The 22953-nt window shown below is 65.2% G+C and carries 22 protein-coding genes; 18 read left to right on the top strand and 4 right to left on the bottom strand.

Annotation, left to right across the window (positions count from 1 at the left end; genetic code table 11):
- The first annotated feature begins 196 nt into the window (after window positions 1-196).
- The 4 genes from KVP10_RS19160 (at window position 197) to KVP10_RS19175 (ending at window position 5071) form a co-directional block, all read left to right on the top strand.
- Window positions 197-610: a hypothetical protein gene (locus KVP10_RS19160; RefSeq protein WP_425514663.1), complete on the top strand. Its 414-nt coding sequence runs from the start codon at window positions 197-199 to the stop codon at window positions 608-610.
- 432 nt (window positions 611-1042) lie between these two features.
- Entirely contained in the window at window positions 1043-3298 is a 2256-nt protein-coding gene (gene rpoD / locus KVP10_RS19165) for an RNA polymerase sigma factor RpoD (RefSeq protein ID WP_217966355.1), read from the top strand.
- Between the two features lie 194 nt (window positions 3299-3492).
- Window positions 3493-4434 (top strand): pirin family protein, encoded by a 942-nt coding sequence (locus tag KVP10_RS19170; RefSeq protein WP_217966356.1) that lies wholly within the window; start codon window positions 3493-3495, stop codon window positions 4432-4434.
- Between the two features lie 85 nt (window positions 4435-4519).
- Complete coding sequence (locus KVP10_RS19175) at window positions 4520-5071, top strand: NADPH-dependent FMN reductase (protein WP_217966357.1); 552 nt, start codon at window positions 4520-4522, stop codon at window positions 5069-5071.
- A 24-nt stretch (window positions 5072-5095) separates the two neighbouring features.
- On the opposite strand, the gene KVP10_RS19180 is transcribed toward KVP10_RS19175, so the two are convergent.
- Both KVP10_RS19180 and KVP10_RS19185 read right to left on the bottom strand, forming a co-directional pair.
- Window positions 5096-5896 carry an IclR family transcriptional regulator gene (locus tag KVP10_RS19180; RefSeq protein ID WP_217966358.1) on the bottom strand — a complete coding sequence of 267 codons (801 nt, stop codon included), beginning with the start codon at window positions 5894-5896 and terminating at the stop codon, window positions 5096-5098.
- The gene (locus tag KVP10_RS19185; RefSeq protein ID WP_217966359.1) at window positions 5893-6531 is read right to left on the bottom strand and encodes a flavin reductase family protein; all 639 of its coding nucleotides are present in this window, start codon (window positions 6529-6531) and stop codon (window positions 5893-5895) included. Before KVP10_RS19185 ends, KVP10_RS19180 begins: the two co-directional genes overlap by 4 nt.
- A gap of 301 nt (window positions 6532-6832) precedes the next feature.
- On the opposite strand from KVP10_RS19185, the gene KVP10_RS19190 reads away from it, so the two are divergent.
- From KVP10_RS19190 to KVP10_RS19250, 13 genes are all read left to right on the top strand, one after another.
- The gene (locus KVP10_RS19190) at window positions 6833-7771 is read left to right on the top strand and encodes a Bug family tripartite tricarboxylate transporter substrate binding protein (RefSeq protein ID WP_246600858.1); all 939 of its coding nucleotides are present in this window, start codon (window positions 6833-6835) and stop codon (window positions 7769-7771) included.
- Between the two features lie 28 nt (window positions 7772-7799).
- Entirely contained in the window at window positions 7800-8189 is a 390-nt protein-coding gene (locus KVP10_RS19195; RefSeq protein ID WP_217966360.1) for a RidA family protein, read from the top strand.
- A 48-nt stretch (window positions 8190-8237) separates the two neighbouring features.
- Window positions 8238-9110, top strand: coding sequence for an amidohydrolase family protein (locus KVP10_RS19200; protein ID WP_217966361.1), 873 nt, complete (start codon window positions 8238-8240; stop codon window positions 9108-9110).
- Window positions 9107-9985: a fumarylacetoacetate hydrolase family protein gene (locus KVP10_RS19205; protein WP_217966362.1), complete on the top strand. Its 879-nt coding sequence runs from the start codon at window positions 9107-9109 to the stop codon at window positions 9983-9985. The genes KVP10_RS19200 and KVP10_RS19205 overlap by 4 nt, the downstream gene beginning before the upstream one ends.
- Entirely contained in the window at window positions 9978-10760 is a 783-nt protein-coding gene (gene hpaH / locus KVP10_RS19210) for a 2-oxo-hept-4-ene-1,7-dioate hydratase (protein ID WP_217966363.1), read from the top strand. The genes KVP10_RS19205 and hpaH overlap by 8 nt, the downstream gene beginning before the upstream one ends.
- Window positions 10761-10968: 208 nt before the next feature.
- Entirely contained in the window at window positions 10969-12069 is a 1101-nt protein-coding gene (locus tag KVP10_RS19215; RefSeq protein WP_217966364.1) for a polyamine ABC transporter substrate-binding protein, read from the top strand.
- A 7-nt stretch (window positions 12070-12076) separates the two neighbouring features.
- Window positions 12077-13207, top strand: coding sequence for an ABC transporter ATP-binding protein (locus KVP10_RS19220; RefSeq protein ID WP_217966365.1), 1131 nt, complete (start codon window positions 12077-12079; stop codon window positions 13205-13207).
- The gene (locus KVP10_RS19225) at window positions 13204-14124 is read left to right on the top strand and encodes an ABC transporter permease subunit (RefSeq protein ID WP_217966366.1); all 921 of its coding nucleotides are present in this window, start codon (window positions 13204-13206) and stop codon (window positions 14122-14124) included. Before KVP10_RS19220 ends, KVP10_RS19225 begins: the two co-directional genes overlap by 4 nt.
- Window positions 14121-14921: an ABC transporter permease subunit gene (locus tag KVP10_RS19230; protein WP_217966367.1), complete on the top strand. Its 801-nt coding sequence runs from the start codon at window positions 14121-14123 to the stop codon at window positions 14919-14921. Before KVP10_RS19225 ends, KVP10_RS19230 begins: the two co-directional genes overlap by 4 nt.
- 132 nt (window positions 14922-15053) lie before the next feature.
- Window positions 15054-15875: a creatininase family protein gene (locus tag KVP10_RS19235; protein ID WP_376810912.1), complete on the top strand. Its 822-nt coding sequence runs from the start codon at window positions 15054-15056 to the stop codon at window positions 15873-15875.
- Between the two features lie 523 nt (window positions 15876-16398).
- Window positions 16399-17547, top strand: a complete 1149-nt coding sequence (locus tag KVP10_RS19240) for a YncE family protein (RefSeq protein WP_452101187.1) — start codon at window positions 16399-16401, stop codon at window positions 17545-17547.
- A gap of 117 nt (window positions 17548-17664) precedes the next feature.
- The gene (locus KVP10_RS19245) at window positions 17665-18045 is read left to right on the top strand and encodes an RNA-binding S4 domain-containing protein (protein ID WP_217966368.1); all 381 of its coding nucleotides are present in this window, start codon (window positions 17665-17667) and stop codon (window positions 18043-18045) included.
- A gap of 44 nt (window positions 18046-18089) precedes the next feature.
- On the top strand, window positions 18090-18620 hold the full coding sequence (locus tag KVP10_RS19250) for a gluconokinase (protein WP_246600850.1): 531 nt from the start codon (window positions 18090-18092) through the stop codon (window positions 18618-18620).
- Between the two features lie 12 nt (window positions 18621-18632).
- Here KVP10_RS19250 and KVP10_RS19255 read toward each other — a convergent pair whose 3' ends face one another.
- Window positions 18633-20003: an MmgE/PrpD family protein gene (locus KVP10_RS19255; RefSeq protein ID WP_246600851.1), complete on the bottom strand. Its 1371-nt coding sequence runs from the start codon at window positions 20001-20003 to the stop codon at window positions 18633-18635.
- A gap of 414 nt (window positions 20004-20417) precedes the next feature.
- Here KVP10_RS19255 and KVP10_RS19260 point away from each other — a divergent pair, with 414 nt between their 5' ends.
- Entirely contained in the window at window positions 20418-21398 is a 981-nt protein-coding gene (locus KVP10_RS19260; RefSeq protein WP_217966370.1) for a Bug family tripartite tricarboxylate transporter substrate binding protein, read from the top strand.
- A 63-nt stretch (window positions 21399-21461) separates the two neighbouring features.
- Here KVP10_RS19260 and KVP10_RS19265 read toward each other — a convergent pair whose 3' ends face one another.
- A complete protein-coding gene (locus KVP10_RS19265) occupies window positions 21462-22919 on the bottom strand; it encodes a D-alanine--poly(phosphoribitol) ligase (protein ID WP_217966371.1) in 1458 nt (485 codons plus the stop codon).
- Window positions 22920-22953 lie beyond the last annotated feature (34 nt).

The following is a 22953-nucleotide window of genomic DNA, read 5'->3' on the forward strand; positions in this document are numbered from 1 at the left end:
GGCCGATGGCGCCGGCAGGCGGGCCGGCCATGACGGGCCGCCCGCGGATCATGCGGATATGCCGGATTTTCCGCCGGATGAGCCTTCGCCGTTTTTTGATGGCATGCCGGACGACGGGGGCGGGGCCGGGTTCCGGCCAGCCGGCGCGCCTGAGGGCCGGGCGCGCCGCAGCCGCCAGCCGCGGGCGGTGGCGTCCATGGCCAAGCGGCTGTTGCGCCTGCTGCTGGCGCACCCGCGGCTGGTGGACAGCCTGGGCGACCAGCAGCTTGAAGTTCTGGAGCAGGGCCCCCATCTGGTACTTGTCAGGGAATTGATAGCCCTGGCCCATACCAGCGGGGCGCGCCACGTAGGGGCGCTGTTGCAGGCCGCCGACCCCGAGTCGGACTTGGCGGGCGTGCTGGCGTCGCTGTCGGCCGAACTGCTGGACCAGGACGATCTGCCCGACCCGCAGACCGAATGGAACGATGCGCTGCGCCGCATCGAGCTCGACGCGCTCAAGGCCGAGCAGTCGGCCCTGGTGCAGGGCGGGCTGGCCGGCGAGGCGGCGCGCAGCAGGTATCAAGAATTGACGCGGCGCATTACACTATTGAGTACCGTGTCCTTGCGTTGAGTTATTGTAAAATCAAGAGTTTTCGCGAAGTGTTTGTATAGTTTCGCAATATGGTGCCGCCAAGGCAGGTAGGCCGGCGCCCCGTTACGGGGCGGATTTCCGGTTTCCCATGTGCTTGCGGTCATTGCGCCCCGGTGCCGGTTACGCCCGATCGAAGTGTCCATCAGCCTTGCAGCCTTTGCGCCAAGGAATCTCATATCCCGGACTTCGACCACGGAACCGCCGCCCGGGCGGCTATGCGCGTCTTTGCGATGTATGTGAGTGACGGACTTTCAGTCGGAAAGAAAGCCGGATGCCAGGCCCGGGCGGCGTTTGCCGCGCGTCGAGGCCAGCCAAGGCTTGTAGTCTTTTTGACCGATGGTCCGTAGAAGTTCTGTCCAGCAACGTCCGGCCCTTGTCGGGCCGGCGGCGTTTGCGTCTACGGAAGCGACTATGACCCAATCTACTGGTAAAACCTCTTTGGCAGCGGACAAAGCCGCTGCGAAAAAAGCTCGGACCGCCGCGGCGGCCGCGCAGGCCGACAAGACGGCCGTCAAGGTGAAAGGGGAAGCCAAGGCCGAGCAGGCCAAGAAAGCGCCGGCCAGGAAGACGGCGAAAAAAGCCGTGGGCTCCGACGATGCGGCGCTCGAGAAGATTGCTGCCGCGGTCGAAGGCAAGAAAACCGCCAAGGCTGCGCGCCCGGCGCCAGGCGGCCGCCGCCCGGGCCGTCCGGCCAAGAACAACGCCAATGACGGCGCTGATTTCGTTGATGACGACGGCGACGGCGAAGCCGAGGTCATCCCCGATCTGAAGCCGCTGCCCAAGCGCGGCGGCAAGCGCGCCAAGGCCGAGAAGGACGCGCCGGCCCGCAGCCAGATGACGCCCGAAGAGCAGGAAGCGCGCCGCAACCGGCTCAAGGTGCTGATCAAGCTGGGCAAGGAGCGCGGCTATCTCACCTATGGCGAGATCAACGACCACCTGCCCGACGACCTGGTCGATGCCGAAGCCATAGACGGCATCATCAGCACGTTCAGCGACATGGGGATCTCGGTCTACGACCAGGCTCCCGATGCCGAAACGCTGCTGATGAGCGACAACGCGCCGGTGGCCTCCAACGACGACGACGTCGAGGACGAAGCCGAGGCGGCGCTGACCACCGTGGATTCCGATTTCGGCCGCACAACCGACCCGGTGCGCATGTACATGCGCGAAATGGGCACGGTCGAGCTGCTGACCCGCGAGGGCGAGATCGAGATCGCCAAGCGTATCGAAGATGGCCTGAAGCACATGGTCATGGCGATCGCGGCCTGCCCGACCACGGTCAACGAAATCCTCAATCACGTGCAGCGCGTGCGTGACGGCAGCGCGCAGATCGACGAAATCGTCGACGGCCTGATCGACCAGGAAGGCGAGGAATACGCCGGAGCTGGCGTCAGCGCCGACAGCGACGAAAACGAAGACGGCCCGGCCGGCGGCATGAGCAGCAAGCAGCTCGAAGACTTGCGCGTGCAGTCGCTGAAGAAGTTCGACCTGATCGCCTCCTGGTTCGACAAGATGCGCAAGGCCTTCGAGAAAGAAGGCTACGAGGCCCACGCGTACGCCGAAGCCCAGGAAGCCATCCTGAGCGAACTGATGGGCATACGCTTCACTGCCAAGATGGTCGAGCGCCTGGCGGACACCCTGCGCGAGCAGGTGGCCGAGGTGCGCAAGCTCGAACGCGCGGTGCTGCATACCTGCGTAGACCGCGCCGGCATGCCGCGCGCGCATTTCATCAAGTCCTTCCCGGGCAACGAGACCAATCTGGACTGGGTGCTGCAGGAAGTGGCCGCGGGGCACGATTATTCGGCCACGCTCGAGCGCCATATCCCGGCGGTGCAGGAACTGCAGCAGAAGCTCATCGACCTGCAGGTCAGCGTGGTGCTGCCGCTGAAAGACCTGAAAGACGTCAACAAGCGCATGGCGACCGGCGAGGCCAAGGCCCGCAAGGCCAAGCGCGAGATGACCGAGGCCAACCTGCGCCTGGTGATTTCCATCGCCAAGAAGTACACCAACCGCGGCCTGCAGTTCCTCGACCTGATCCAGGAAGGCAATATCGGCCTGATGAAGGCCGTGGACAAGTTCGAGTACCGGCGCGGCTACAAGTTCTCGACCTACGCCACCTGGTGGATACGGCAGGCCATCACGCGTTCCATTGCCGACCAGGCCCGCACCATCCGGATCCCGGTGCACATGATCGAAACGATCAACAAGATGAACCGCATCAACCGCCAGATCCTGCAGGAAACCGGCGCCGAGCCGGATCCAGCCACGCTGGCGCAGAAGATGGACATGCCCGAGGACAAGGTGCGCAAGATCCTCAAGATCGCCAAGGAGCCCATCTCGATGGAAACTCCCATCGGCGACGATGACGATTCGCACCTGGGCGATTTCATCGAGGACACCGGCACGCTGTCGCCCTCGGAATTCGCGCTGCATGGCTCGATGCGCGATGTGGTCAAGGAAGTGCTGGACTCGCTCACCCCGCGCGAGGCCAAGGTGCTGCGCATGCGCTTCGGCATCGAGATGAGCACCGACCAGACGCTGGAAGAGGTCGGCAAGCAGTTCGACGTCACGCGCGAGCGCATCCGCCAGATCGAGGCCAAGGCGCTGCGCAAGCTGCGCCACCCCAGCCGCGCCGACAAGCTCAAGAGCTTCCTCGAAGGGCAATAAGGCGCTGCGCGGGCGCCGCCCGCGCGGCGGCGACCCGGCGCGGTAGAATCCCAGGCAGTCACTTCCGTGGCTGCCTGGTTTTTTTTGCCCTTGCCGCATGAGCCCTGAACGGCCTGGTTTGGGGCATGGGCTTTGCCGGCGAACTGTCCGGCGCAAGGCTTTTCCAGGCGCCGATCCCGCAGCCGGAGTCCGCCATGAACACATCTGAATCCAGTCCCGAACGCGCCGCGTCCGATACCGCCGGGAGCGCGGCCGATGCCGTGCAGCGCATCGCCGGCCGCGTTGCCGACGTGGGCGGCATTCCCGTCAGCCGGCTGCTGCCCTCGCGCCAGCGCCGCCTGGTGGGCGCCTGGTGCTTTCTCGACCACGCCGGCCCGGCGCAGTTCGGGCCGGGCGAGGCGGGCATGCAGGTCGGGCCCCACCCGCATATAGGCCTGCAGACCTTTACCTGGATGATAGAGGGCGAGGTGCTGCATCGCGACAGCCTCGGCAACGAGCAGGTGATACGTCCAGGCCAGGTCAACCTGATGACGGCCGGACGAGGCATAGCCCATACCGAGCAGTCGCTGGCGGAGCCGCCGCGCCTGCATGCGGCGCAATTGTGGATCGCGCTGCCGCCCGAACAGGCCGCCGGCGAGCCGGGTTTCGAGCATTATCCCGAGTTGCCGCGCTGGACGGAGCAAGGCGTGCAGTGCACGCTGCTGGCCGGCGCGTTTGGCGGGCGCGAGGCGCCGGCGCGGATCTATTCGCCCCTGGTCGGCATCGAACTGCTGTCCGACGGCCCCGCCGCGCTGGAGCTGCCCCTGGATCGGGCCTTCGAATATGCCGTGTCGCCGCTGGTCGGCGGCGTGCAGGTCGAGGGGCAGGATTTCGGCGTGGGGGAGCTGGCCTATCTGGGTGCGGGCCGCGGCAGCGCGAGGCTGCGCCTGGACGGGCCGGCGCGAGTGCTGTTGCTGGGCGGCGTACCGGAGGCCAAAGAGGTATTCATCTGGTGGAATTTCGTGGGCCGCAGCAAGGCCGACATAGCCCGCGCGCAGCACGACTGGGAGCAGGGCGGCGCCGGACGCTACGGCAATATCCCCGTCGGCCCGGGGCCGCGCCTGGTGCCGCCGCCGCTGCCATGGCCGGGGCTGTGATGACGGGCGGCGATGCATGTCGGTGGCTCGCCCGAGGTTTTGATTGCTGCAGGTTTTCGTTTTCGGTTTTCATTGGGGACACACTATGAGCAAGCGTATCGCCGTCATCGTGGGCAGTCTGCGCAAGGACTCCATCAATCGCAAGGTGGCGCGAGCGCTGCAGCGGCTGGCGCCGCCTGCGCTGTCGCTGGAGCTGATCGATATAGGCGGCTTGGCGCTCTATAACCAGGACTTCGACCTGGAGCCTCCTGCGCCGGCCTATGCGGCGTTCCGCGAGCAGATCCGGCAAGCCGATGGCGTGATCTTCGTCACCCCCGAGCACAACCGCTCCATGCCGGCCGCCATGAAGAATGCGGTCGACATTGCGTCGCGCCCGCCCGGCCACAATGCATGGAGCGGCAAGCCCGGCGCCGTCATCAGCGCTTCTCCGGGCCTGCAAGGCGGTTTCGGGGCCAATCATCATCTGCGCCAGTCGCTGGCCTGCCTGGACGTGCTGTGCATGGCGCAGCCCGAGACCTACTTGAGCCAGGCGCCCAAGCTGTTCGACGAGGCCGGCGAGCCCAATGAAGAGGGCCGCAAGTACCTGAGCCGCTTCATCGACGCCTACGCCGGCTGGGTAGAGCGGCTGACGGCCTGAACCGTAACGGGATCCGCCCTGGACTCATTGCCGGACCTCGGCGTGGTGCCGGGCGATCAGGCGGGCCTGTTCGCGCATGGCGGCCAGGACTTCGGGCAGGCGTTGCGGGCCCAGGCGCTCGGCCATGGCCGTGATGGTGACGGCGGCCAGCGGCTCGCCGTCGACGGCTCGTATGGCAATGGATAGCGCCGAGGTGCCGGGCATGATGCCGGCGCGCACGTAGGCATATCCCAGGGCCCGAGCTTCCTGGACGCGGCGGCTCAGTTCCTGCGGGTCCAGATTGTGCGCGGCCAGGCGGCGGGCATTGCCGGCGATGATAGCCTCGCTCGCATCTTCGGGCAGGCACGACAGCAGCGCCACGCCCGAAACCCCTACGCCCAGGGGACGGCGCACACCCACCTCGATGGACAGCACCTGGATGGGATGGCCGCCGGTCTTGCGGCCTATGCAGATCGAATCGTGGCCGTGGCGCATGCTGAGGAATGCGGTGTCCCCGACCTGCTCGGCCAGCTTGCCCAGATAGGGGCCGGCGATGCTGGTCAGCGGGAAGCGCTTGGTCCTGGCGATGCCCAGCAGCGTGAGCTCGGGGCCGATGAGATAGCGCCGCGTATCGGCGTGCTGCTCGACGGCGCCTTCGGCCACCAGGGCCTTGAGGATGCGGTGTACCGTGGGCCGGTTCAGGCCCGACATGTGCACCAGGTCCGTCAGCCTGACGCCGCGCTCCTGGCCGCAAGCGAGCAGGCGCAGGATGGCCATGGTGCGGTGTACGGTCTGCGCGCCTTGCGAAGTATCGGGCTCGCCGGCGGCGGTGTCGTCCCGGCTCATGATTGTCCGGCCTGCTTGTCCATGGTCGCCTTGGGTGTCTGGGCTATCGGCGCCATGGCGATGATGTCTCCGAGTGTGGCGTAGTTCGGCCCGCCCAGCCGGCAGACCGGACGCAACTGGGCGGTATCGATCTTGCCGTTGTGCAGCAGGCCGTCGCGCACATGGAACAACAGGATTTCGCCGACATGGAATTCGGCGCCGGTGTCGCCGTAAGGCGTCACGGAATGCAGGCGGCATTCCATGCTGATCGGCGCTGCCATGAGCCGCGGCACTGCGACCGCCTGCCCGTCCGCGAGTTCCAGGTTCAGTAGCTGCGGTTCGCTGATTTCTGGCGGATGCTCCACGGCGCTCTGGTGTATGGCCTCGATCAGCGTGTCGTCGCCGATATTGACCACGAACTCGCCCGTTTCCTGTATGTGGCGCGCGGTGTCCTTGCGCACGCCGGCTTTGCGTCCGATGTTCACGCCTATCATCGGCGGCTTGTTGGAAACGATGGTGTAGCAACTGAATGGCGCCAGGTTGACCAGGCCGTTTGCCGACCGGGTGCTGATCCAGGCGATGGGCCGCGGCACCACGATGCCGGTCATGAGCTTGTAGGTCTGTTCAGGACTGATGTCCGCCGAGTGTATTTGCATTGCTTGGCCTCGCGGCTGCGTTACGGGACGGGCAGGGCTGCATGGGGACTGCGTGCCATGGCCTCTGTGGTTTCGCGTCCATATTGTGAATGGATTTGTTCGCGACGAATCTGAATTTTCCTTCAATCACCAGGAAATTTTCGAGATGGCGGCGAAGAGTTTTGAATATTAGTCCATATATCGAACTAATTTTGCAAATCGCGCTTGTTGACGCCTTGGTCGATTGATATCTTGTTTCCACCGCAACACAGACCAAGCCTAGGAGACAATCGTGAATAAATTCGTATGGTTTGCAGCCTCGCTGGCCCTGGCCTGCGGGGCCGGCGCGCAGGCCGCCCAATGGCCGAGCCAGCCGATAAAAATCGTCGTGCCGTACCCGCCGGGCGGCAATGTGGACGTGGCGGCCAGGATCATCGCGCCCGGCTTGCAGAAGGCCTTCGGCCAGCCCTTCATCGTCGAGAACAAGCCCGGCGCGGGGGGCATGATCGCCGGCGAGTACGTGGCGCGCTCGGCGCCGGACGGCTATACCTTGTTCATGGCCGCCAACGGGCCCTTGCTGTACAGCCCGCTGATCTTCGGCCGCAGCAATGCGTATCAATGGAACAAGAGCTTCGAGCCCATCAGTTCGGTGTCCTATACCCCGATGGTCCTGCAGGTGCGCCCGAGCCTGCCGGTCAAGTCCCTGGCCGACCTGATCGCGCTTGCGAAGAAAGAGCCGGGCAAGCTGAACATGGCTGCGCCGGGCGCGGGCACCAGCAATCATCTGGTCAGCGAGCTGCTGCAGTCGGTGACGGGCGCGCACTGGACCACGGTGCAGTACAAGGGCAATGCCCCGGCGCTGACCGACCTGCTCAGCGGCCAGGTGGATTTCGATTTCGACCAGGTGTCGGTGGCGCTGCCTTTCATCCGCAAGGGACAGTTGCGGCCGCTGGCGGTGACTACAGAAAAGCGCGTGAAGTCGCTGCCCGACGTGCCGACGATGGAAGAGGCGGGCGTGAAGAACATGGTGGCCACGACCTTCACCGGGTTGCTGGCGCCCAAGGGCACGCCCAAGGATATCGTGGATCGCCTGAGCGCGGCCCTGCACAAGATCCTGAAAGAGCCGGATGTGATCGACAAGTTCGACCACCTGGGCGCCGAGGCGCGCGCCGCCACACCCCAGGAATTCACCGCGTATCTGGCTGCTGAGGATGCGCGCTGGACGCCGGTCATCAAGCGCGCCCATATCCACGTCAATTGAATTCCATTCGCCAGGCAGGCACATCACCATGAAACGTACCAGTATCTACGCCGAGGGGTTCAGCCACAAGAATCCCATTCCGGCGGCATGCCGCATCGGACAGATGCTTTATTCCGGCAGCATACAGGGCACCGATTCCGCCACCGGCGCCTACGGCGCCACGCTGGCCGAGCAGTGCGAGCTGATGTTCGCCCATGTGCGGCGCATCATCGAGGCCGCCGGGGGCTCTCCGCGGGACATCATCAAGATGACGGTCTGGATGAACGACAGGACGCAGCGGGCGGCCCTGAACGTGCCCTGGCTGCGCATGTTCCCCGATCCGGCCGATCGGCCGGCGCGGCACACCATGCAGGCCAGCCTGGACGGCGGCAAGCTCATCGAATGCGACTTCATCGCCGTCATGGATACGGCGGCTTGAAGCAGCACATCAAATACGCAACCCGATCAAACCAAGCGAGACAGCATCATGCCGCAATATCTGCCCTTTGACCCGAATCCGCGGTCTCCCAGCCCGTTGCCGCCGCCGCACAGTTGCGACAGCCAGTTCCACGTATTCGGGCCGCGCGAGCGCTACCCGGTGCGTGCCGGCGCCGCCTACGAAATGCCGACGGCGACGATAGAGACCGCGCTGCGCCTGCACCGGACGCTGGGCATACAGCGCGGGGTGATCGTGCAGGCGACCACTTATGGCGCGGACCACCAAGTGGTGCTCGATGCACTGGCTGCCGCGGGGCCCGGCTATCGGGCATGCGCCAATGCGGTCGTGCTGCTCGAGCGCGACGATGCCTATCTGGACAAGCTGCACCGTGCCGGCGTCCGGGGCGCGCGCTTCAGCCGGCAGGGACTGGGCATCTCGATGTCGGCCGCCGATTTCGAGCGCGCCATCGGGCGCGTGCGGGAACTGGGCTGGTATGTGAAGTTCCAGCCCGAACCCGATGGCATCATGAATCAGGTGGCGCAGTTCGAAAAGCTCGACATGCCTGTGGTGATAGACCACATGGGCCGCGCCGATCCTTCCAAAGGCTCTGCGGATCCCACCCTGCGCAAAGTGCTGGAGCTGCTGGGCAGGGGCAATTTCTGGGTCATGCTGTCACTGAGCGAGAAGCTGTCGCGGCTAGGGTTTCCCTGGGACGACGTGGTGCCGCTGGCGCAGGCCTGCATCGAGGCCGCGCCGGACCGCGTCATCTGGGGCAGCGACTGGCCGCATCCCGTGTCGGTCAAGCAGCCGCCCAACGAGGGCGACCTGCTCGAACTGCTGTACCGGTACGCGGGCGACGCGGCCACGCTGCACAAGATCCTGGTCGACAATCCGGCCGCCTTGTTCGGGTTCGAAGCATGAAGCTGGTCTCCTTCGAAGCGCAAGGCGCGGAAAGCTTCGGCATCGTGCGCGATGGCGGCGTCATCGACCTGGGGCGCGGCCGGCTCGGGCCGGAGATCTCCAGCCTGCGCGAGGCGCTGGCCGCAGGCTGCGAGGCGCGCCTGCGCGAAATCGCCCGGCAGGCGCAGCCCGACCTGGACCTGGACGGGCTCAGGCTGTTGCCGCCCATACCTCGTCCCGAGAAGATCATCTGCGTGGGCGTGAACTATGGCAAGCGCAACGAGGAATACAAGGACGGTACGCCGCCGCCCAAGTACCCGAGCGTATTTCCGCGCTTCCCGGGCTCGCTGGTCGGGCATGGCGCGCCACTGCTGCGTCCGCCCGAATCGCAGCAACTGGACTATGAAGGCGAGATCGCCATTGTGATAGGCCGCCCCGGACGCCGTATCGCCGTGGCCGACGCGCATCGCCACATCGCGGGGCTGAGCTGCCTGAACGAGGGAACGGTGCGCGACTGGGTCAGGCACGGCAAGTTCAACGTCACGCAGGGCAAGAATTTCGACGCCAGCGGCTCGATGGGGCCCTGGCTGGTCACCGCCGACGAGTTCGACGGCTATGACAAGCTGGAGGTCATCACCCGCGTCAACGGCGAGCAGCGCCAGCGCGATACCACCGCCAATCTGATGTTCCCGTTCGATTTCCTGATCCACTACATTTCTACCTGGACGACACTGCAGTCGGGCGATGTGATTTCCACCGGCACGCCGATCGGCGCCGGGGTGCGTTTCGACCCGCCGCGTTTCCTGCAAGCCGGCGACCGGGTCGAGGTCGAGGTGCCTGGAATCGGCGTGCTGGCCAATGTCGTGGCCGACGAGCGCGAGGCCGATCATGCTTAGCGAGGCCGACCGCAAAACAGCGGCCGGCCTGCTGATCGAGGCACAGCGCAGCGTCACGCCCACGGAGCAGCTCGATATCAGGTTTCCGGGCATAGCGATCGCGGATTCCTACGCCATACAGCGCGAGACCCTGGCGGCCAGGCTGGCGCAAGGCGCCAGGCTGCGGGGCCACAAGATCGGCCTGACATCCAAGGCCATGCAGGCTACGGCCGGAATCTCCGAGCCGGACTACGGCTATTTGCTGGACGATATGTTCCATGCCGATGGCGAATCGATTGCGGTCGAGCGCTATATTGCGCCGCGCGTGGAGGTCGAGCTGGCCTTCGTGCTGTCGCGGCCGCTGCGGGGGCCCGGCGCCACTTTGTTCGATGTGCTCGACGCCACCGCCTATGTGCAGCCGGCGCTCGAATTGATCGACGGCCGCAGCCGCTACCCGCGCCGTATTGTGGACAACATCGCCGACAATGCCGCGGCGGCGGGAGTGGTGCTGGGCGGGCGCGTCATACGGCCGCTGGAGCTCGACCTGCGGCGGGTGGGGGCGCTGCTGTACCGCAATGCCGTAATAGAAGAATCGGGTGTGGCCGCGGCGGTGCTGGGGCATCCCGCCATGGGCGTCGCGTGGCTGGCCAACAAGCTGGCGCAGCACGGCACAGAGCTCGAGGCCGGGCATGTCATCCTGGCCGGCTCGTTCACGCGCACGGTGGCGGTGGCCGCCGGCGACACCATCCATGCCGACTACGGTGAACTGGGCGGCATAGCGGTGTATTTTTCCTGAGTCCGGCACCCCTGGCGGGCGCCGCGCGGCGGCCCGGCAGGATTTGCCACAGCCTGCCGCCACGGGCGAGGCCGCGGAACAGCCGTCCATGGCCGCGCTCGCGGCTGCCGGGACGCAGGGCCCGCAAATCCATAACTTCCCGCCGAAAAAGGCTTTATCATCTCGTTTTTCCACATTGTCTTGCCTATATAGGCGGGGGGCGCTGGCGATGGAATTCGAGCGTATGCTGCGTTGGGCGGCGGGGTTGGCCTTGGCGGCGCTGGCGGCGGGCGCCCAGGCCCAGCAGAAGGTGGTCAACGTCTATAACTGGGCCGAATACACTGCGCCCGACACGTTGTCGGGCTTCGAGAAGACCACCGGCATCAAGGTGCGCTACGACGTCTACGACAGCAACGACACGCTGCAGGCCAAGCTGCTGGCCGGGCATTCGGGCTATGACGTGGTGGTGCCGTCCACGCACTATGCCGCGCGCCAGATCGAGGGCGGCATCTTCCAGAAGCTGGACAAGTCGCAAATCCCCAACCTGAAATACCTGGACCCGGCCATCATGTCGCTGGTGGCCACGGTCGATCCGGGCAACCAGTACCTGGTGCCCTGGGGCTACGGCACCAACGGGCTGGGCTACAACATCACCAAGGTGCGCCAGATCCTGGGGCCCGATGCCAAGCTCGACAGCTGGGACACGCTGTTCGATCCCAAGAACGCGGCCAAGCTCAAGTCCTGCGGCATTTCCATGCTGGACGAGGCCGCCCAGGTGTTTCCGGCGGTGCTGCACTACCTGGGCAAGGATCCCAACAGCAGCAACCCGGCCGACTACCAGGCCGCCCTGGCAGTCCTGAAAAAAATCCGCCCCTACATCCGGCAGTTCAGTTCCTCGGGCTATATCGACGAGCTGGCCGGCGGCGACCTGTGCATGGTCTATGCCTATTCGGGCGACGTGATGATCGCCCGCCACCGGGCCCAGCAGGCGCACAAGCCCTACGAGATCAATTACTTCATTCCCAAGGGCGGCGCGCCGGCCTGGTTCGACACCATGGCGGTGCCCAAGGATGCGCCGCATCCGCAAGAGGCCTGGGCCTTCATCAATTACATCGAGACGCCGCAGGTGCACGCGGCCATCACCAACACCATGTTCTATCCGAACGCCAATAAAGAGGCGCGCAAGTACGTGATCAAAGAGGTGGCCGACAACCCCGAGATCTATCCGCCGCCCGAAGTGGCCAAGACGCTGTTCGTGATCAAGCCCCAGCCGTTCCAGATCCAGCGTCTGCAGACGCGGCTGTGGGCGGAACTGAAATCGGGCAGGTGAGCGCACCATGACGGATGGCCGCCAGATGCAGCAGGCCTGGTCCCAGGACCCGGACGAGTTCGTCCGGCTCGAAAACCTGGTCAAGATCTATGGCGATACGGTCGCGGTGCAGTCCGTGAGCCTGTCGGTGCGCCGCAACGAACTGTTCGCGCTGCTGGGCAGCTCGGGCTGCGGCAAGTCCACGCTGCTGCGCATGCTGGCGGGCTTCGAGCCCGCGACTTCCGGGCGCATCTATCTGGACGGCCAGGACATCACCGACCTGCCGCCTTACCGGCGGCCGGTCAACATGATGTTCCAGTCCTATGCCTTGTTCCCCCACATGACGGTGCAGGCCAACGTCGCTTTCGGCCTGAAGCAGGAAGGCGTGCCGCGCGCCGAGATCCACGACCGGGTCTTCGAGGCGCTGGATCTGGTGCAAATGGCCGGCTTCTCGCGGCGCAAGCCGCAACAATTGTCCGGCGGCCAGCAGCAGCGGGTGGCGCTGGCGCGCAGCCTGGTCAAGCGTCCCAAGCTGCTGCTGCTCGATGAGCCCATGTCGGCGCTGGACAAGCAGATCCGCCAGAAGACCCAGATCGAGCTCGTCAAGATCCTGGAGCAGGTGGGGGTGACCTGCATGCTGGTCACGCACGACCAGGAAGAGGCCATGACCATGGCGCATCGCCTGGCGGTCATGACCGAAGGGCAGATCGTGCAGTGCGGCACCCCGCAAGACGTCTACAGTTTCCCGAATTCGCGCTTCGTCGCGAGCTTCATCGGTTCGACCAATCTGTTTTCCGGCACCATCGTGGTCGACGAGCCGGACCATGTCGTGATCGAAAGCCCCGAGCTTGCCCGCCCCTTGTATGTCGACCACGGCGTGAGCGAACCGCTGGGCATGGAAGTCCATGTGTCGGTCCGTCCCGAGCGCATCCGCGTGTCGCGCGAGCAGCCCGAGGGCGATTCGAACTGGGCGCATGGACTGGTCGGGCACGTGGCCTGGATGGGCAGCTATGCGCTGTACCAGGTCAAGCTGGATTCGGGCCTGGCGGTGCACGCCAGCGTGCCGGCGCTGTCGCTGGCGCAGGCCGATGCGCCGGCGCTGGGCGACGAGGTGTATGTCGCCTGGTCGAGCGGCAGCGCCACGGTATTGCCCTCATGAAGCGCCTGGCGCGCCTGCGCTCGCTGGTTTCGGGGCGGACGCTGGCCATAGCCCCGCCGTTCTTCTGGCTGGCGCTGTTCCTGCTGCTGCCGTTCCTGATGGTCTTCAAGATCAGCTTCGCGGACCTGAAGTTCGGCATTCCTCCGTATACGCCGCTGCTCGAGCTGAAAGACCAGGCAGTGGCTTTCACGCTGCACCTGCGCGGCTACGCGCTGCTGTTTTCCGACAGCCTGTACCTTGCGACCTACCTGAGCTCGGTGAAGATCGCCGCTGTCACCACAGTGTGCTGCGCGCTGATCGGTTATCCCATGGCCTACGGCATCGCGCGCTCGGACCCGCGCGTGCGCAATGTGCTGCTGCTGGGCGTGATCCTGCCGTTCTGGACTTCGATGCTGCTGCGCGTGTATGCCTGGGTGGGCATCCTGCGCAACGACGGCCTGCTCAATCACCTGCTGCTGTGGCTGGGGGTGATCCACAAGCCGCTGGAAATCTACCGTACCGATATGGCGGTGTACATAGGCCTGGTCTATGCCTATCTGCCGTTCTTCATCCTGCCGCTGTACGCCAATTTGGTGAAGCTGGACCAGCGGCTGCTAGATGCGGCCTACGACCTGGGGGCACGGCCGTGGCGCGCGTTCCTGCAGATCACGCTGCCGCTGTCCATGCCGGGAGTCGTGGCCGGGGCCATGCTGGTGTTCATACCCGCGGTGGGGGAATACGTGATCCCCGAGATGCTGGGCGGCGCCAATACGCTGATGATGGGCCGCGTCATGTGGAACGAGTTCTTCAATAATGCCGACTGGCCGATGGCGGCGGCCGTGACCTGCGTCATGGTGCTGCTGCTGCTGGTGCCGCTGGCGCTGTTCCAGATCAACGAAATCAAGCAGCTCGAAGGGCCGCGCGGGAGGCCGCGATGAAACGCCGCGGGCATGCCTGGCGCGCCTTCAACCTGACGCTGGGCTATCTGTTCCTGTATGCGCCCATCGCGTGCCTGATGGTGTTCTCGTTCAACGCCTCGTCGCTGATGACGTCGTGGTCGGGCTTTTCGCTGAAGTGGTATCACCAGCTTGCCGGCGACCAGGCGCTGCTCAATGCCGCGTGGCTGTCGCTGCGCATCGCGCTGCTGACCGCCACCGCGGCCACCATCATAGGCACCTGGGCCGGCTATGTGCTGGTGCGCATGGGACGGTTCCGCGGCTTCGCGCGGTATATCGGCATGCTCAGCGCCCCTCTGGTGCTGCCCGAGGTCGTGCTCGGCATTTCGCTGCTGCTGCTGTTCGTCGAAACCAGCAAGACCCTGGGCTGGCCCGACGGCAACGGCATGTTCACCATCTGGGCCGGGCACACCACGCTGTGCGTGGCCTATGTGGCGGTGGTGATCCAGTCGCGCGTGCGCGATCTCGACCGCAGCCTGGAAGAGGCCGCGCTGGACCTGGGCGCGACGCCGCTCAAGGTGTTCTTCCTGATCACGCTGCCGCTGATCGCGCCGGCCCTGGCCGCGGGCTGGCTGCTGTCGTTCACCTTGTCGCTGGACGATGTGGTGATCGCCGCCTTTTTGTCGGGGCCGGGCTATACCACGCTGCCGCTGGAAATCTTCTCGCGGGTGCGCCTCGGGCTGCGCCCGGAAATCAATGCCTTGGCCACGCTGTTCATTCTGCTGGTAGGGATATTCGTCGTGCTGGCCAATATCCTGCAGCGGCGCCAGCGCAGTTGAGGGCAGCCGCGGCGCGCCGCGACACGGCGGGGCATATAATCCCTGGTTGCGCCTTGCATTGCGCCCCGGGGGTTTTTGCGATCCCCTCCCGACAGGATTCTTGCTGCTTCCACCGACCCGACAACGGCTGCCATGAGAAGAACCAGTATCAACGCCACGGCCTGCGCGGTAATGCTATTGCTGTGCCTGCGCGCCGCGCCGGCGCTGGCGGCCGCGCCGGACGTGCTGCTGGCCGACCAGACCTGGACCGAGCTGCGCGACCAGATCCGCGCCGGCAAGACCACCATCATCATTCCCGTGGGCGGCACCGAGCAAAGCGGCCCCTATGTGGCCCTGGGCAAGCACAATGCCCGCGCGCTGGCCCTGTCGCAACAAATTGCACGCGGCCTGGGCGACGCCTTCGTGGCGCCGGTCATCGCCTATGTGCCCGAAGGCGGCCTGCACCCGACCACCTCGCACATGCGCTTTCCCGGCACGATCACGATTCCCGACCAGGCGTTCGAGGCCATGCTGGCTTCCGCGGCCGACAGTTTCAAGGTGCACGGTTTTCGCAATATCGTGTTCCTGGGCGACCATGGCGGCTACCAGGCCGATCTGCGCCGCGTCGCGGCGCGCCTGAACAAGCAATGGGCCGGCTCGGGCGCGAGGGCGCTGGTGCCCGCCGCTTATTACCAGGCGAGTTCGAAAGGCTTCGACGAGCTGCTGCGCAAGCGCGGCTACCGCGACGACGAGATCGGCACCCACGCTGGCCTGGCGGATACCTCGCTGCTGCTTGCCGTGGCGCCCGGCATGGTGCGCACGGACCGGCTGAAGACGGCGCCGCGTCCCGGCGCGGCCGATGGCGTTTACGGCGGCGATCCGCGCCGCGCCAGCGCGCAGCTCGGGGAACTGGGGGTGCGGCTCATTGTCGAACGCACCATAGCCGAATTGCGCAAGGAAACCGCCAAACCATGAGCCCTAGCCCAAGCGCCAGTTTCCGCCCGATGGGCCGAACCCAGCTGTGCCCGGGCCTGTTCGACCCCGCGAGCGCCTTGAATATTGCTGCGGCGGCTCCAGCCGGCAGGCAGCAGTTCCATAGCGTTTTTTCCTGGCCCAGCTCTTGTGGGCCAATGTCATTCCGCCCTACGGCGCGCCCGCAAGCCGCGCCGGGTTCCCGACTTCATTCCATGGAATCCGCATCATGAAGCTACGATACGTCCAGACCGCCCTGTGTGCCGCCTTGGCGCTGGCCGGTTTGCATACTGCAAGGGCCGCCGACGGCGTGTCCGAGGGCGCTGCGGCAGCGGCAGCCACGGCGCAGGCCGCCCGGCCTGCGCAACAGGCGGCACCGGCCGCGGCGGCAGCCCCGGCTGCACCAGCTACAGCAGCTACGTCACCTACGTCAGCTACAGCGGCTGCGCCAGCCACACCTGTCGCGCCAGCCGTATCGGCAGCACCCGCAGCGCCAGCGGATCCGGCTGCCTCCCCGGCGGGGCAGGTGCCCGAGCCGTCCGGCCACGCAGGCCCGGGCGCCGCTGCGCAGGAAGCCGCGAGCCGCGTTGCCGGCGAGCGTATCGACACGGTGCCCGGCATGCCGCCCGTGGTCGATCCGCATAATCTCTACAGCGAAGCCGCCGCCGGCAAGCTCAGCCCGGCGGTGGCCGGCGCGCTGCCGCGCGTCTACGTGCCGAATGTGCGTTCCAACGATGTCTACGTCATCGACCCGGCCACCTACAAGGTAGTGGACAAGTTCAAGGTCGGGCTCAGCCCGCAGCACGTGGTGCCGTCCTGGGATTTGAAGACCCTCTGGGTGGCGAACAATGCCGAGGGCACCAACCGCGGCAGCCTCACCCCCATCGATCCGACCACGGGCAAGCCCGGTCCGGCGGTGCCCGTGGCCGATCCCTACAATATGTACTTCACGCCCGACGGCAAGTCGGCCATCGTGGTGGCCGAATCGCTCAAGCGCCTGGATTTCCGCGACCCGCACACCATGGCCCTGCAGTTCTCGGTGCCCGTTTCCGGTTGTGCCGGCGTCAACCATGCTGATTTCGCGATCGACGGCCGCTATGCCATCTTCACCTGCGAGTTCGACGGCAGCCTGGTCAAGATCGACATGGTCGACCACAAGGTGATGGGCTACCTGAAGCTGGCCAAGCGCAGCATGCCGCAGGACATCCGCATCTCGCCCGACGGCAAGGTGTTCTACGTGGCCGACATGATGGCCGATGGCGTGCACTTGATAGACGGCGACAGCTTCCGCAAGATCGGCTTCGTGCGTACGGGTGTCGGCACGCACGGCCTGTACCCCAGCCGCGACGCCACCAAGCTGTACATCTCGAATCGCGGCTCCAACATGGTCCACGGCCATACCAAGGGCAAGGGCAGCGTCTCGGTGCTGGATTTCGCCACCCGCAAGGTGATCGCCACCTGGCCGATTCCGGGCGGCGGCAGCCCCGACATGGGCAACGTCAGCGCCGACGGCAAGGTCCTGTGGCTGTCGGGACGCTTCGACGACGTGGTGTATGCCTTCGATACCACCACCGGCGCCGTGCGCAAGATCCGCGTCGGCATGGAGCCGCACGGCCTGACCGTCTGGCCTCAGCCGGGGCGTTATTCGCTGGGGCACACCGGCAATATGCGCTAATGCGGGTATACGCATACGCGTATACGCGGCCAGAGCCAAGTCGCGCCGCGCCTGTATCATGCCGCGCCGTGCCCGTCGAGCTCGAAGCCGATGGCCGGCACGGCGGGAGCAATTGACATGGATCGCATCCGCCTCGACAAATGGCTGTGGGCGGCCCGTTTCTACAAGACCCGCAGCCTGGCTGTACAAGAAATCGGCAAGGGCAGGGTGCTGGTCAACGAGCAGCCGGCCAAGCCGGCGCGCGAACTGACCGTCGGAGACCTGGTCAGCGTGCGCAAGGACGACCCGCCGCTCGAAGTGCGGGTGCGCGAGCTGAGCGGCGTGCGCGGGCCGGCCGTCGTGGCGCGCAGACTCTACGAAGAAACGCCCGAAAGCATGGCGGCGCGCGAACGGGCTGCGGAACTGCGCCGGCTGGCGCCGGAGCCGGCACTGGATATCGCAGCCGGCCGGCCGACCAAGCGCGACCGGCGCCGCATCGACATGTTGCGAGGCAAATGAGCGGAGGCCGGGGTTCCGAGGCTGGCGCCGCGGGACCTGAATCGATGAACCCGAATAAGCTGGCATTGGTGGTGATGGGTGTCTCGGGCTGCGGCAAGAGCAGCGTTGCGCAGGTAGTCGTCGAACGCCTGGGAGGCCGCCTGATAGAAGGCGACGAGTTTCATCCGCAAGCCAATATCGCCAAAATGCGGCGCGGCGAGGCGCTGACCGACGAGGACCGCGCCGCCTGGCTGGATCGTCTGGCTTCGGAGCTGAGCGATTGCGCGCGGCGCGGCGAGCTCGCGGTATTGGCCTGTTCGGCCCTGAAGCGCCGTTATCGCGACCGGCTGCGCGCCGCGGTGCCCGCGCTGGGCTTAGTGTTCCTGGATCTGCCCGAGCGCGTGGCATATGAAAGAGTAGCGCTGCGCACCGGCCATTTCATGCCCAGTTCTCTGGTGGCGGCCCAGTTCGCCGACCTGGAGCCGCCTGTGTCCGAGGGCCTGACGCTGACCGTCGATGCCATGTTGCCCGTGGCCGATATTGCCGATCTCACGCTGCGCTGGTATTGCCGCTCGGGCGGTTCGATCAAGAGCTGATGGCGGCGGCCCTCAGTCCATGACCGCCATGGCGTCGGTCAGCTCGCGCAGATCCGTGCAGGCATCGAGCCGCCAGAATATGTCGAGCAGCGCCTCGATTCTTTCCTCGGAAAGAATGCCTTTCGTGTTCTTGCGGAATTTCTGCTCGTGGTCGGAGCGCAGCATGGGGTGGGTCGGGAATCCTGGAGTGTCGTTGACCTGTGCGCTGTACGCCTGGCCATCGTCGCGCGTGACAGTGACTCTCGTAGGATAGTATTTGGGATAGAGCTCCGTCAGCGCCGGATCTTCGCTGACCGTCACATTCTTCAGGAAGGCGCGCAGGCGGGGATCGGACAGCGCTTCGTCGCTATAGCTGTCGTGGTCGATGTCGCCGGCGAAGATTGCCCTGGCCACGATATAAGGCAGGCTGTGGTCGGCGGTCTCGCTGTTTTGCGGCGCCCATTTCTGCGGGTCGCTGCCGGCGGTGTACTTGCCTGCTTGCGTGGTGTGGATCTCGACCCGCACGATGCGGTCCGCGCCGCCCGCCTGGCGTGCCGCGTCGAGGGCCGCCGGCACCGCGGTTTGTGCCATGCCCAGCGCCGGATACATTTTCACGGTGCAATCGTTGATGCGGAAGCGGCCCGCCCGTCCGCCGAATTGCGCAATGTCCATGGTGAATGGGCCGGACACGTGCTTGAAGAATCCCGCCTTGCCTTCGAATATAGGAGCGGGCCCCGTGACGCCCGCAGCCGCCAGTTGTGCTGCAAATACGGCATTGCGGGCCGCATTGCCGTCGGCCATGCCTTTCCAGTTGGACAGGGCCTGGACGCGAGTCTGATTGATGCTCAGATGGCCCGCCAGCGCGATGTTCACGGCTTCGGTCAGTTGCCTGAAGGGCAAGTTCATCAGCTTGCCTGCCGCCAAGGCCGCCGCAGGCAGGCTATAGCACGGGTGGTCCCAGCCGTTCGAACTGATGCTCGCCGCGTCGGCCAGCCTGCATACGATTTCGTAGGCCAGCACGATCGAAAGGATCAGTTCGCGCCCTGTCGCCGCCTGTGCCTGTGCCATCGCCAGGCACGCGGGGATATTGTCGCTCGGATGAGTGATTTCCTTGGCGGAATAAATATCGTTGTAGTCGAAGTGCCGTACCGCCGCGCCGTTGACGAATGCAGCCAGCTCCGGGCTGGTGCCCGAGCGCGTGCCGAACAGTATTGCGTTGCCTTTGCCATTGCCTAGGGCAAGACTGCGCGCCACGCGCACCGGCTCCTGATGAATCGCCGCCAGGCCGCAACCTAGCGCGTCGCACAATTGCCGTTTGACGGCTTCGATGGTGGCCGGGTCGAGATCTTCATATCTCAGCGTTTCGGCATATTCGGCCAACTGCTCGGCCAGCGTGTCGTGCATGAAAAGCTCCTGGTGTCGGGTTGCGTATATCGGAGGGCTGCAGCCGCGGCATGCGCTCGATGCCATCGCTGCTGGCGGGCGGATCGATGCGGCGGTGTCCCCGAGTGTAAGGTCGCGGGCCGCTTCCGTGTGCGTGGATCCGAACCTTCCGAAGATAGAAAATCTATAAGTCGGTGCGCAGTTGAAACGATGCACGCATTGAGAATCGGTTATGGCCGGGCGCGCGGCATCCGACGCTCGCATTTGCGGCAGGCCGATTTCGCGGGCCTTGAGTGCGGTGCCGGGGTATCCGAAATCATGCTTGCAAAGATAGACAATATCGCTTTTTATGAGAAATATTATTTGGATATGTTTGGTAAACCAATGCCTACAATGTAAGCGGCTTCCCTTTCAACCGGACAAAATGGACTGATCATGCCGAATCGTTTCCGTATCATTACCTTGGCTGTGGCGGCGCTATTGGGCGCTTCCGGATTGAGCGCGCCCGCGCTTGCCGCGGGCTATCCCGATCGGCCGATACAGATGATCGTGCCGTTTTCGGCGGGCGGCGGCGCCGACAATGCGGCGCGCATCATCGCGCCGGTATTGAGCCAGGAGCTGGGCGGCACTATCGTCATCAAGAACGAAGGCGGGGCATCCGGCGTGATCGGCGAAGGGGAGGCCGCGCGCGCTCCCAAGGACGGCTATACGCTGCTCTACGACGCATCGTCGTTTTCGATCAACCCTTTGATCTATTCGGTTCCGTTCGATCCGAACAAGGACTTCGAACCGATTTCGCAGACGGTCAGCGTGCCCAATGTGATGGTCGTTGCCGAAAACTCGCCCTATCACACCGTGGGGGAATACATAGCGGCGGCCAAGAAGGCGCCGGGCAAATTGAGTTTCGCTTCATATGGCGTCGGCAGCCTGGCCCAATTGATCGGGGAGTTGCTGAAGAAGGACGCCGGCATAAATATTCTGCACGTGCCCTACAAAGGAGGGGCGCCGGCGGAGGTCGACGTAATAGCCGGAAGGGTCGATACCTTTTTCGCCAATGCGGCCTCCAGCATCGGCGCTATCCGCGCCCATCGGCTCCGGGCACTGGCGGTCACCTCCACGGCCCGCATGAAAGAGCTGCCTGATGTGCCGACCATGGAAGAGGCTGCGGGTTTCAAGAATTTCAATGTACTGCAATGGAATGGCCTGTTTGCGCCTGCGGGCACGCCCCCGGAGGTGCTCGCCAAATTGCAGAAGGCAGTGCATGCGACGCTGCAGAATCCCGACGTGAGAGCCAAGCTCGCCAAGCTCGGGCTGGATACGGTCGGCAACACTTCGCAGCAGTTCAAGGTGATGATCAAGCAGGAAACGCAGCGCTGGGCCAGCTTGATAAAAGAGAATGGCATCAAGGTCCGCTAGGACCGGGGGCCGGGCATGCTTGCCCGCATATAGAGCCAAAGGCCGCCGCCAGCAGCGGCCGGCCTATTTCTTCAAATACCCTTCGAGCAGCGCCTTGCCGTCTATTTTGTGATTCACCGACATCGGGAATGAGTCCACCACCACGATTTCGGACGGCAGCATGTAGGAGGGCAGGCGGCGTTCCAGTGCGGGCTTCCAGCTAGCGGCGGGATAGGGCATCCAGGCGGATGCGGCTTCCTGTTCCGAGGCATGGCCGCCGCGAACCAGTTCCACGAAGCCTATCAGCCGCGCCACCGTGTTATCGGGGCGCCGCAGCGCCAGGCAGATGGCGTTCTTCACTTCGTCCAGGGCCTGCAGGGCCAGCGAGATCTCGGACAATTCGATGCGATAGCCGTTGAGCTTGATCTGGTCGTCGCGCCGGCCCAGGCACCACAGCAGGCCGTCGGCATCCAGCCGGCCCAGATCGCCGGTGCGCAAGCCGCGCCGCCCATTGGGATGGCGGAACATCCTGGCCTGGTTCAGCTCGGGCCGGTTCAGGTAGCCGCGCATGACATGGTCGCCGGCGATGCAGATCTCGTCGTCGTGGATTTCGATTTCGCAGTCGGGCTTGGCATAGCCCACCGGCAGCACGGGATGGGCGTCCAGCTCGGCCTGGTCGACTTCGATGAGTGTGGTGGCGACCGTGGCTTCGGTGGGGCCGTAGGTATTCAGGATGCGGGCTTGCGCAAAGCGCTGCTTGAGCCGCTTGCACAGCGAATGCGGCAATACCTCGCCGCAGAACAGGAAGGTATCGAGCGAGGGCAGGCCCGCCGCTGAGAATTCCTTGTTCAGCAATTGCTGATGGGCGAACGAGGGCGTGGAAACCCAGCAACTGATGCGCTCTTGCGCCAGGCGCCGCAGCCATGCCGGGTCCTGGATCTGTTCGCGCGAGTTGAGAACGCAGGCGCCGCCGCTGGACAGCGTGCCGAATACTTCGAACATGGACAAATCGAAGCTGAAGGGGGCCTGGTTCATGAAGACGGGCGTGGCGCCCAGCCGGAAGCTCGACTGCATCCATTGCGCCAGCAGGCGCACGCTTTCACGGCCTATTTGCACGCCCTTGGGCTCGCCCGTGCTGCCCGAGGTGAACAGCACGTAGGCCAGCCCTTTTTCGGCCAGGGGCGCCGCAGCGTGCCCGGTGCGCTCGAATTCGTGCGTGTCGGCGTGGTACAGCAAGGGCGCGCCGACGAGTTCGGCGATGCAGCGGCGCCGCTCTTCAGGGTAGATGGTGTCCACCGGCACGAAAGGCGCGCCGAGCATGAGACAGGCGGTCATGGCGACGAAAAAGGCCGCCTGCTTGTGGCCCGACAGCACGATCGGGACGTCCGGCCCCAGGCCCAGGTCTTGCGCGCGTTGCGCCCAGCATTGTGCTTCGGCCCGTAGTGCGTTCCAGTCCAGGCTGCGGTCGCTGCCGGCCACTGCGAGCCGCTCGCCGCCCAGGGCGGCATCGGCAAATTGCATCTCGTGCAGGTCGAAATACATGGGTTTCCTTTAGCCTTGCTTCTTCAGTGTAGGC

Origin of the sequence: Candidimonas humi, from assembly GCF_019166065.1 — a bacterium.
In the GTDB taxonomy this organism is placed as follows: domain Bacteria; phylum Pseudomonadota; class Gammaproteobacteria; order Burkholderiales; family Burkholderiaceae_B; genus Candidimonas; species Candidimonas humi.